The sequence below is a fragment of the Paenibacillus foliorum genome, from assembly GCF_013141765.1.
In the GTDB taxonomy this organism is placed as follows: domain Bacteria; phylum Bacillota; class Bacilli; order Paenibacillales; family NBRC-103111; genus Paenibacillus_S; species Paenibacillus_S foliorum.
The window spans coordinates 227,825-239,384 of the sequence record NZ_WHOD01000109.1; the positions used below are offsets into that span (position 1 = coordinate 227,825).

Below are 11,560 nucleotides of genomic sequence, written 5' to 3' on the forward strand. Positions count from 1 at the left end.
CTATTACTTATTTTCAGAAATAAGATTTCGTTTATGAAGCTTAAATCGCTTAAGGAACATAGCCAAGATCTTCCTAAGGATCCCAAGTAAGTATTTTAGTTCATCTGTTTTATAAAAACAGGCCAAATAAATAAGATTAGGTATAATCAAACAAATTACACCTTTTAGAATTAAAGTCAGTAAGCTATCAGCTGTAATCAAACTGCTAATATAGCTTGTTAGGAAACAAGTGCCTGCCCCTATTGCTGCAAAATAAAAATATTTCCCAAAATAATGAACCAAAGGAATATGAAACACTTTCTTATAAACCAAATAAGGTGTAGTCCAGAAAGGAAAGGCTATAGCACTGATAAGTGTTCCGATGAAAACTCCTGCAAGCCCTAAATAATGGACTAACCAAATTGAAAAACCGAGATTAATACCCGCCTGATATAAAGGTACGTACCTGTCTTCATGAAAGATTCCTGCTGTCGTTTTAACTGTTGTAATCGCATTTCTCATGCCTCGCTCGTAAAAGGTTATCATCAGCACGACTAGAATCGTTTTCCCCATAATAAAAGAGGAGCCTATCCATAATGCAATCAGGGGCTCGATGATGATATAAAGAAATATAGAAAAAAAGGAATACAGCCAAAAATTGAGAAGCCAATACACCTTAAACAAACTATATATTTTTTCCTTACTTTCATTCGCTACTAAATTACCTATACTATGGTATAAATTGTTAAATACTTGATTGATGAAGGTCCTGCATATATCGATAAACATATTGTAGTTCGAATACAAACCTACTGCCGCAACGCTCACAAACGAAGATATGATAATATTGTCCGTACCAAATATTAGATATGAGCCTATATTTTGCAGCATAATGGCCTTAACATTTTTGATAATATCTCTTTTGACACCAGCATCTAATTTGCCTGACAGCTTCTCCTTTAAGAATGGGTACATTTTATCAACTATTACAGATAAAATAATGCTGTTAGTTATTGTAATAAAGCTATCGATACTTAAATATAAGATATAATTCTGAGTCGTATGCAAAATCCATATTTTTAGACATGTAGACAAAATGGATGAGACCGAATAAATCCCGGTTATGATGTAGCTTTTCTGGCAAACATTGAGGAATGAGTTTTTATGCTGAAAGAAATAGGGGGCAACTGTATTTATCAAGAAAATGAAATAAATGGTATAAAGATGATCAACACTGGTATCTTTGACAAAGTAATTTAGAAATGGCATCAACGATAGTCCTAGCACTAAAATGACTGCTGCTATGACCAAATACGCCTTTTTATACAGCTTCATTAATGCATGAATTTTTACTTTATCATTTTCTGCCACAGGTTTATAAAGGCTATACACAATACTTGAACCTATACCTACCTCAGCTAGAGAAAGCATGGCCAATATATTCGTAAATAGTCCATTTATCCCTAAATACTCAATACCCAGGCTGTTAATGAACACTGTTCTTGAAAAAAAGCTTAGCAGTGTAATAATTAGCTGATAGCCTAAGCCAGCAGAAATATTGATAATAGAATTTTTTGTTCTCATTGTTTTCCCCACAACTGAAGATATTAGACAACAAATCCAATTTTATTTATTAATTCTTCATACATTTTGGCTTTATCTTGAGAAGATATGTTTCCACTTATTGTGTAACTAGCGTCATATACTTTAGCACTATCCATCAACATTTCGGTTTTTTCCATGTATTTCTCTATTGAAGATATGACTTTAGCTGGATTTCCAGCTACTATACTTCCTTGCGGAATACATTTTGTTACAACACTCCCAACTGCAACTATAGAGTTTTGTCCGATAGTAACACCAGGCATAATCAACGCCCTTGCACCAATAAATACGTTGTCTTCTATAGTAATACTACCAACCTTTGTGTATTTTTTTTCTCTTTTAGTGCTAGCATCATGAGTCAGTAAATATGCTTGAGGTGCTATAGTCACGTTATTTCCTATCTTTATTAACCAACAATGAGAGTAGTCAAAGGTTACACCCGGTTGAATGGAACAATTATCTCCTATTCTCATACCCATCTTTATATAATCTTCTATCCATACTTCTTCTAGAACATACTTTCTAAGTCTAGCCCTAAAAAAACTAAACATGCTTTTTATTACCATTATTTACACAACCTTAGGATTGTTTTTTGAGTTCATCAATCGGATACAAAAGCCTTGGGTAAAGGGCAGTATATTAAACAACAAGGAGTATATGCCTATATCTTTCGTGTCTCCTTGCGAGAAATCTACTTCTCCATTTCGTCTGGTTACTCTCATCAAGTATTGAATAGCTCTATCTGCGCTATCTAAACACGGTGTCGAGATATCCTCTATCTTGGCTGCATTTAATAAGAACCACCCCAATGTGGCTGTCGTTGAAGAATCCGGCCTGCACTCACCTCTAGCAACCGTCCAGTTCCAATTCCCACTATCCTGCTGAAAGGCAATCGCTGCTTTGGCAAACTTCTTCACACTTTCCTCCAAAACGGGTTTATATTCATGGTCTTTAGGCAGTTCATTCCAAGCATCGATAAGGCCTATTGCGAACCAACCTAACCCTCTTCCCCATCCGTATAACCCAAGAGGTGCTTTATTTTCTACCTGATACGCATGGCTTGGGATAAAATGCTGCTCTAACATCCCGTATTCCTCATACGCTTTAATTTGCTTCACAGCAAGCTCAACACATTCCTTTTTTTGATATCGAGTGCCATAAGCAACTAAAAAAGGACATATAAAACCAATGGTATCCACATATCTATAGTTTTTCATAAATTTCCGATATTGTACGGTGCCTTCATCCCCGATATGCTCTTGAATCATAGCCCACGTGGAATCAAAGGCTTTCTTATAAAGATCTGGATTAATGAAGCTTAATGTTATTACAGCATAAGCAAGAATAGCACCGTCTACTTCCTTAGGCATTTTAATCCATTGACCATTCTGATCGAATTTTAAGCTCAAGAACTTCATTAGCTCACGCTGGACTTCCTGATCCTTATTGGTTTTCAAGTATTCCGACAGCCCTAACAGCAAGGAGGCTTCTTGCCAATGCTGTATAGCGTGTTTCGTGTAATTCCCCTTCAACATATCGATGACAACCCACCTAGTGTTATCCGTTACTTTGATCTTAGGTGTTGTATTAAGCCACTTGGCACCAATTCGAGTTATAGATTTATTCCATACCTGTTTATCCTGATACCTGCCAATATGAATTCTGCTTAACCAATCTTTACCTAATGGAACCAGATCAATCAGAATAATCACGCACACAATACTTAAAAGCAGAGGGCTTATTAGTTGCATAACATTTGATCTTTCCTTTCATGACTACTTAAATAATGCATATAATTTATGAATCTCCGACTCCGTTCCTAGCTTTTCATTGGATAAATTAACTATGAAATGCTTCCTTAAATGCTCGTCATCGATTAGTGATTTAATTCCCTCGAAGATCGATCTAGGGGTCATTTCCACAATCAATCCATTTTCGTTGTTATTAATTTGATCTTTAGCCGTGTTAAAATTAGTTACAACAATAGGCTTCTGTAGAATCTTCGCCTCATCTACGGCAATAGACTTCCCTTCGAACCGTGAAGGCTGAACATAGATATCGGCTTCTTTAATGTAGGGGTATGGATTTTCTTTGTTTCCCAATAAACAGAAAATCCCTTGAAGCCCATATTCCTCGATCAGCTGCTCAAGCTTACTTCTCTCTTCACCTTCGCCAATTACATACCACTTGACCTGATAGCCATTTTGAATAAGCACCCTGCAGGCTTCGATAGCAAGCGTAAAGCCTTTTGCATCATGTAACCTGCCCACCGAAACTAGCTTGATTGCTTCGACGTCTATATCCGTTTTTTCTAACGACAGATTATGAATAGCGGTAGGAGATACGATATTGTACATAATTTTCACTTTGCGCTCATACATAGGAAATCTCTTCTTCAGAATATTACTGCATTCTTCAGATACCGTTACCAGGTGATCCAACTGTTCAAAATAAGCTTGATCCAAATAAGGATCCATCCCAAGCTTGTCATAGTCACTATGTATAAAACCTATTTTCATAGCTGCTTTTACTTTATCAATGCAGAAATAAATGGGGTTTTTCTCAAGATACCCAATTGCGATGTCATAGCTTTGATCTATATTTTTCAACGATTTCGATATGTACTTCCAAACCCTTTGCTGACATCGAACTCTCTTTTTTTCGGTTTTATAAATATAACCCGCGCGAATTCTTGATAGAGCCAAATTAACTCTTCCACGTTTGAGACAATCCGCAACAGCCTGCTTTATAGGCATATCGTAGTACCGATATTCAGGCTGCTCTTCCAGCAGGTTTACCTGACTCGGGATTTTTTTCATAAACATTCCTTCATGCTCAAACAGAAACAGATCCACATCATATGCCGAGTAATCCATCGTCTCTAACAAAGAAATAAGGGCCTTTTCCGCCCCGCCACAGCTTAAATTATTAATAACAAAGAGTACTTTTTTCTTCATAACTTTCACCTGTTCAGAAGATTATAGAATTTATTAATTTCTTCTTCCGTTCCTAATTTTAAACTTGCTAAGTTTAAGCTCAGCTTATTTCTCAAGCTTGTATCCTTAATCAACTTCTCAATCCCTGCTGCCATGGCGTCCGCGTTCATATCAACAATTAATCCATCCGTTCCGTCTTTAATCTGATCCTTCGCCGTGTTGAAATTCGTAACTATGATCGGCTTATTCAAGATTTTAGCCTCATCAATAGCAATGGACTTTCCTTCGAACCTGGAGGTTTGCGCATAAATGTCAGCTTGCATCAAATATGGATAAGGGTTGGACTTCAAGCCTAATAATTTAAAATGGTTCTGCAAATGATTGGCATGAATGAGATGGGTCAGCTTTTCCCTTTCCTCACCATCACCAATAATGTTCCATTTTATCTTATATCCACGATCGATCAGCCTCTTGCAAGCCTCAATCGCTATTTCAAAAGCCTTCTGATAATGCAGCCGACCAATGGAAAGGATGTTGAATTCATCTTCTTTACGATTGTATACATCGATATTATCTTGATTAGCCATTTGATAGATCATCGTTGGCGATACAATATTGTAAATAACCTTCACTTTATTTTTCAGATCGGGAAATCTATTTTTAAGTATAAGGGCACACTCTTCAGACACTGTAACAATACTATCCATTTGCTCGAAATACTTGTGATCGAACTGAGGATCCATTCCTAATTGATCATAATCAATATGTACCCAGCCTATTTTCTTAGCAGCGTCCACCTTATCTATACAGTAATAGCTCGCCGTTTTCTCTAGAAAACCAATGGCAACATCATATCTCTTCTCAATTTTAGTCAACGATTTAGCAAGGTACTTCCAATTGTACTGCTCCCTTTGCGAGACGTTGGAAATGTTTCTATACCTCAATGAAAACATCAACCGATTATAAGCTAAACTGACATTCCCCTTGAATAGGAGCTTCTTAAATGCTTGAAATAACGGCAAAGTAAACAACTCAAAGTTCTCCGATATAGGGATAAGCCGTACTTCCTTGGGGATGAACTCCAGGAACAAACCACTATGATACAATAAAAATAAATCCACATTGTACAAGTTATAATCGATCTTACTTAGCAAGGTGATCAGGCTCTTCTCTCCACCGCCCGAGGTCAAGTTGGGCATAATAAACAGTAGATTTTTTTTCATTATATACCTCTACTTTATTGAATTAGTTGATCTAAATACTCTACAGCTTTGTAGGACATTTTCTTGATATTCGGGATAGATTTTTGCAGCCTTAATTTGAGTTCCTTTTCCTCTCTTACCATTTCGTCAAACTTGGCCATGAGCTTCTGACTGTTTGATATTTCATCTATGCTCAGAACCAATTTTTCTTCTCCGAATATATCCTTAGAGATCCCTTTGGATTTAATGCTGTACCCCAATACCATAGTAGGAACAAAATTAGAATAAGCTGCTATTGTTGCATGAGTTCGAGCGCCAATAAAAAATCTCATCCGTGAGATATACCCTTTATATTGAATGGCATTGAGATGACCAGGTAAAAGAATAACCCTGCTATTGGCTTTAAATTGCTCATAATAATTATGAAGAATTTCATAATCATTATTACCGTCCTCCATAACATGTGGAGTTAGCGCGATCGTCATATCCGTAGTAATGAGAATGTGGTTGATAAGGTCCCTAACCGCCAATTGTGATTCCCTATTCCTTTTCCATACTAAAGGACTGAAATTGAGACCGACTGTATTCCCCACCTGCCATCCTTCCGGTAATTCCAGCTCTTCCTTCTCCATTGTAAAAGCTGAATCTGCACATAACTTAACATTAGTTAAGCCTTTGCCCACCAATAAGTGATAAGTCAAGCTTTCACGGGCTAATATCAAATCAAACTGCTTCAGATCCTGCAATTTCCTCTCTGACATATCCTCTGGGCCAATAGAACAACCCCAAAGCACTAACTTTTTACCTTGCGCTTTCACTCGTCGATTGATCTCATACCAACCAGGCTGCTCTCCGTAGCAATAGTTATCACCGCCTATAGATAAACACACATCCATGTTAGGAATGTGCTTAACAATATTGTTATGAATTTTGCCCAACGCATAGGTCTCATCATTAAAAAATTTCACCTTCATCGAGGAGAGAAGCCAATCATAGGAATACTTTCTGATATATAGGTCCGTCCCATCATAGATTCCATCCAATTTGGAAATGATCTTATCCGTTTCAGGCTTTCCCGATGCCAAGTATATCGTTGCACCCTTTATTTTCTCTTTAATTAGGTTAGTCGATGAGCGTACAATAGCCTCACATCCTCTATTCAAGCTGCCGCCATGGGCAAACATCATAATCTTCATTTCTGCAATTCCTCCTATTAATATTTATTTCTGAGTCTGCTATAAGTTGTAACACAATACAAACCTACCGTAGACTTGCTTCGTATCATATCTGTAATGAATTTTTCATATCTACCTGAATTTCTGTAGCCTTCACTGTAATAAGCAGCTAACGCCTCTCTAACATACTTATTGCTTATCATATTCTTTACATAGGTATATCTTTGATGGAAGCTTAACTCAGCAGACGGTGTAAAATAAATATGAATATAAGACATAACATTCTGTATAAGCTTTGCTGACTTTAATTGCTTGATCTTCGTTTTATCCAAATTACTTGTATGTAGTTCTGGCAGTTCCAAATTAAATACCTCTAGAGCCCTTTTAAAATAATCATTTTCCTTTAAATTTCTAGTAGCGCTTCCCGCTACCTCCCGATAATAGTAACCCGAATACTCTATATACTTCATATGAACGGCATAACTGAAGAAACGTACGTTAAACATTCCATCTTCACCTAATGCAACCTTATCTGGGAAACTTACTTTGTTGCTTCTTATTATTTCGTTTTTATATACCTTATTCCATACCGTATTTAGATTGTCCGTCTTAATGAAATAAGGCAGTATTTCCTCCTCTATAAATCCTCTTGAAAGAACAGTATCTGTAGGAAACGGATAGTGATTAATGACCTTATGTCCTTCAAGCTCACTTTCAAAATTAGAAATCACCACATCACAATCATCTAGTTTGGCTGCATGGTATAAGGTTTCATACATATCGGGTTTGATACAGTCGTCAGCATCTACAAATCCTATATATTCACCGGCAGCTAACTGTAAGCCCTTATTCCTTGCCATGCTGACACCTTGATTTTCCTGATTGATCAGCTTTATTCTAGTGCTGCTATTCATATAACTCTCAATAATTTGCCTGCTGTTGTCTATCGATCCATCATTGATGAATATGAACTCACATTCTTGCAGCGTCTGGCACAATAGAGACTCTATACATTCGGCAATATAGGTATTGGCATTGTATACAGGTATTATTACACTAACTTTGTACATCGTTATATCACACCTCTGCTTAGCCTTACATCCTCCATGATTTCGTAGAGCTTATTGAGTTCAAACGTATTGCTATAATCCTTATCTTTTATTCGATCTATTAGAGTTCTGCTTAGCTCATCGCTTTCTACAAATTTCTGTATTCCTTCTACAATTCCTTCGACACTTAATGTACAAATGAACCCGTCGACACCCTCTTCAACCTGACTCCTTGCAGTGGGATAATTTGTTATAAGTATCGGCTTGCCTAATATTTGGGCCTCAGTAACCGTAACCGCTTTTCCCTCATACCTGGAAGGCTGCACATATAAGTCACAGGCTTGGATATAGGGATATGGATTCGTTTTTTTACCTAAAAGGATGAAGCTATCTTCCAGACTATGATAAGCTATAAGTTGTTTCAGCTCAGTTTCATATCCGCCATACCCTATTACATACCACTTAATATTCGTGAGCCCCTTATCATGAAGCTTTTTCAAGGCCTCAACCGCCATATCAAAGCCCTTCACAAAAGACAATCGGCCCACCGATACAATAGTAAAAGCTTCAGCCGTCTTCTTCTGGATAGAACTGGTCTCCGCAGCCATTTTTTTAATAAATGCAGGCGAGGTTATATTTTCGACCACTATCACTTTTTTTTCTAAGGAAGGATATGCAGCCAGAAATGACTTGGTACAAGCTTCCGATACGGATGCAATAGAATCAAATTTGTTCCATACAGCGAGATCGAGCTTATTATCTATTTCCAGCTCACTGTAATCGGTATGGATCCAAGCAATCTTCTTATCCGCAGTGACTTTCTGGGCAATCAGGTCATGTGGCCAAGCATAGCTGATAGCAAGATCATACCTCTGAGGAATTCTAGGCATAAAATACGATGTATACTTGGAAACAAGCTGCATTTGAATATATCCGGGGCCTTCTTTCAAATTCCTGAACATTGCTTTATATTTGGCTATACCTTTGCACACTATTCTTATGAATGATGTCGAATAATGACCTTCTTTTATACATTGAATTATGGGCTTTCTATACACCGTGTAGTTGTCGATTTGCGGCAGCACATGAACTTGCTTAGGTATCAGACTCATAAAGTCCCCTGCATGATTGCATATTAACAAGTCAACCTTATACCGATCATAATCGAAGCTTTCCAGCATGTTAATCAAGCTTCTTTCTATACCGCCTATTTCCATATCATAAACAGATATTAAAACATTCTTTTTCATATTAATCCCCTCTGGTTCATGTAAAGTTATCCCTTAGATGACTTCAGATAATGGCTTGGAATGGCTATAATGTATGATTTTATTTTCCCTCTTATTAAGAAAAAGAGTGTTCGCAGGAACGTTGCCCTTTACGACACTACCAGCTGCTATCACTGCATTATCACCTATTACGGTATCCCTCAAAACTACAACATTAGAACCAATCCACACATTTTCACCAATGATGACTTCACCCATTATCAGGTGACCGTCTGTCGTATTCTTATAATTATGATCATGATCATTTATACACACATTAGGTGCTATCTTCGTATTTCTTCCAATCGATATCTTATTCACACAATTAATATTACAGTTATCATTAATAAAAACTTTTTCCTCAATAGTCAGCCGCCCGTTAAAATCTACCCTTATGCTTGCATTTTTCCTAATAAATACAAATTTCCCTACATAGACCTTGGACCTTTTGTTAAAAATCTCGATTCTGCTATGAGCCTGGAGGGAGAATAAGGATGATCGGATGTTTCTAAAATAAAGCAGCTTGAATAAGCCGCCTCTGATGAATCCTATTAAATGTGAAATATTCATAATGAAGGTCAAGTAAATGCCTCGGGTTCGACATTCGGAAGCAAGCACTGACATTATTTTTTTCAATAGGTGTATCATGTCCATTCTCCTTAAGAACCGGCATCTACATGTACTTCCTCAGTCTAGCGATATTGTTGCCACCAATAATTTTGGATAGTGCTAACTTCATGTTGCTCTTGAATCTTTCTTTGGGCGGCAGCCAGCTTTTATAAAAGTGATGCATGGTATATGTATTTGGAGTAATAAATTTTCTGCAGTTTATATAATCATACGGGGAAAAATAGGTCTGGGGATAAAATGCGCCTATACCTTCTATTTCTTGATACTCACCATTGGCTTTCACACCAATACCTTCCAGTATCTTGGTTATGATAGCAACGTTAGTTAGAACATCATGAGTACCGTCTTCTTTAATAAATACTTTCTGTTCATACGAATCTAAAAAAATTTCTATCAGCTTGTTTCCTTTAGCTGCGCCTATCGTACTTGTAGCAATGTAATTCTCTTGTTCAAATCCCCAGAATGAATCATGATGCAATAGATCATCAAAGGGTTTGAACACCTCAACATCCGTGTCCAGATAAATGCCGCCAAAATTGTATAATGCATATACTCTTACGTAGTCACTAACAAACGCGAATTTTTTGGACTCATAAGCCTCTCTTACATATGTAATACTGCCTATATCAAAGTTATTTTCATTCCACTCCAAAATTTGATAATCGGGTAAGCTTTGTTTCCAGGTAGCAATGCTTTTTTTAACTAGATCAGGCTTTTCTTTCCCTCCAAACCAACAATAATGGATAATCTTGTCGATTTTATCAGTACTCGGATTCATAGTAACTTCTCCTTCAGGATGATTCTTGTTTTCCATCTCCATCCCCACTGCAATCGGCACATTGTAATGCAACAGGAATATCTTTTTTATAAAAACCGGTTTTCATGATTCCGATAGCCAGCTTTTCTTCAACCAGCTTTTGGCATTTCATACAATAGACCATTGTCACGCCGAACATCACCACCTCATTATAAATACATACGGCCTCTTATCATTTCCCGGCAGCTATCTCCCTTTTAAGTATAGCGGGCACCCCTGCTACCATAACATTATCCGGTACATCTTGAACAACTGCCGCCCCCGCTGCAATAATAACATGGCTCCCAATTCTAATATCATTAGCAATACTCGAACCGACACATACCCAGCTGCATCGGCCAATATTTACAGTGCCGCTAACCCGTGCTCCAGGTGAAACATGAATGCCATCCTCAAGAGTGCAATCATGATCTATGCTTGCGCAGGTATTAACAATACAGCCTTTACCTATAGTGGCATGTGCGTTTATTACTGCCCCCGCCATTACTGCGGCACCTTCGCCAATAGAGCTGAACTTGCTTACTATACTTAGCGGGTGAATTAACGTGGGAATATTGAATCCAGAAATTCCGACGAGTTGCAGCCACAATAATCTTGTTTTGTTATTTCCAATTGCTACAAATGCACTATTGTAATCATCCTTATAAGAGTCAAGCTCTGTAAGTTTACCAATCACGGGGAAGCCCATTACTTCCTTCAGGTCGACCCTATCATCCAAGAAGGCTATCCTGTCCCATTTTCCCAACAACATAGCGATTTCAGCGATAACCTTACCAAGACCCCCAGCACCAATTATTAATAGTCCCGACATCCTTTAACCACCTATTCTTAGAGTTACTCATTGATTAAAGTTCTTAACTACGAGGTCTTTACCAAAATCGCATAGTTAAAAACTTTAA

12 protein-coding genes are annotated in these 11,560 nt (G+C 37.4%); all 12 read right to left on the reverse strand.

Annotation, left to right across the window (positions count from 1 at the left end; genetic code table 11):
* Positions 1-3 precede the first annotated feature (3 nt).
* Positions 4-1,563 carry a lipopolysaccharide biosynthesis protein gene (locus GC093_RS29810; RefSeq protein ID WP_171655570.1) on the reverse strand — a complete coding sequence of 520 codons (1,560 nt, stop codon included), beginning with the start codon at positions 1,561-1,563 and terminating at the stop codon, positions 4-6.
* A 23-nt stretch (positions 1,564-1,586) separates the two neighbouring features.
* Positions 1,587-2,150, reverse strand: a complete 564-nt coding sequence (locus GC093_RS29815; RefSeq protein ID WP_246315633.1) for an acyltransferase — start codon at positions 2,148-2,150, stop codon at positions 1,587-1,589.
* Positions 2,151-2,153: 3 nt separating this feature from the next.
* Complete coding sequence (locus tag GC093_RS29820; protein ID WP_171655571.1) at positions 2,154-3,335, reverse strand: glycoside hydrolase family 88 protein; 1,182 nt, start codon at positions 3,333-3,335, stop codon at positions 2,154-2,156.
* Between the two features lie 24 nt (positions 3,336-3,359).
* Entirely contained in the window at positions 3,360-4,541 is a 1,182-nt protein-coding gene (locus GC093_RS29825) for a glycosyltransferase (protein ID WP_171655572.1), read from the reverse strand.
* A gap of 5 nt (positions 4,542-4,546) precedes the next feature.
* Complete coding sequence (locus GC093_RS29830; protein ID WP_171655573.1) at positions 4,547-5,743, reverse strand: glycosyltransferase; 1,197 nt, start codon at positions 5,741-5,743, stop codon at positions 4,547-4,549.
* 14 nt (positions 5,744-5,757) lie between these two features.
* Entirely contained in the window at positions 5,758-6,918 is a 1,161-nt protein-coding gene (locus GC093_RS29835) for a polysaccharide pyruvyl transferase family protein (RefSeq protein WP_171655574.1), read from the reverse strand.
* Positions 6,919-6,935: 17 nt separating this feature from the next.
* Positions 6,936-7,967, reverse strand: coding sequence for a glycosyltransferase (locus GC093_RS29840; RefSeq protein WP_171655575.1), 1,032 nt, complete (start codon positions 7,965-7,967; stop codon positions 6,936-6,938).
* 2 nt (positions 7,968-7,969) lie between these two features.
* A complete protein-coding gene (locus GC093_RS29845) occupies positions 7,970-9,196 on the reverse strand; it encodes a glycosyltransferase (RefSeq protein ID WP_171655576.1) in 1,227 nt (408 codons plus the stop codon).
* Positions 9,197-9,229: 33 nt separating this feature from the next.
* Entirely contained in the window at positions 9,230-9,535 is a 306-nt protein-coding gene (locus tag GC093_RS36185; protein ID WP_312886635.1) for an acyltransferase, read from the reverse strand.
* Between the two features lie 352 nt (positions 9,536-9,887).
* Positions 9,888-10,658: a glycosyltransferase family 32 protein gene (locus GC093_RS29855; RefSeq protein WP_376768689.1), complete on the reverse strand. Its 771-nt coding sequence runs from the start codon at positions 10,656-10,658 to the stop codon at positions 9,888-9,890.
* On the reverse strand, positions 10,636-10,773 hold the full coding sequence (locus GC093_RS29860; protein WP_171655578.1) for a hypothetical protein: 138 nt from the start codon (positions 10,771-10,773) through the stop codon (positions 10,636-10,638). The genes GC093_RS29855 and GC093_RS29860 overlap by 23 nt, the downstream gene beginning before the upstream one ends.
* A 60-nt stretch (positions 10,774-10,833) precedes the next feature.
* A complete protein-coding gene (locus GC093_RS29865) occupies positions 10,834-11,472 on the reverse strand; it encodes an acetyltransferase (protein WP_171655579.1) in 639 nt (212 codons plus the stop codon).
* Positions 11,473-11,560 lie beyond the last annotated feature (88 nt).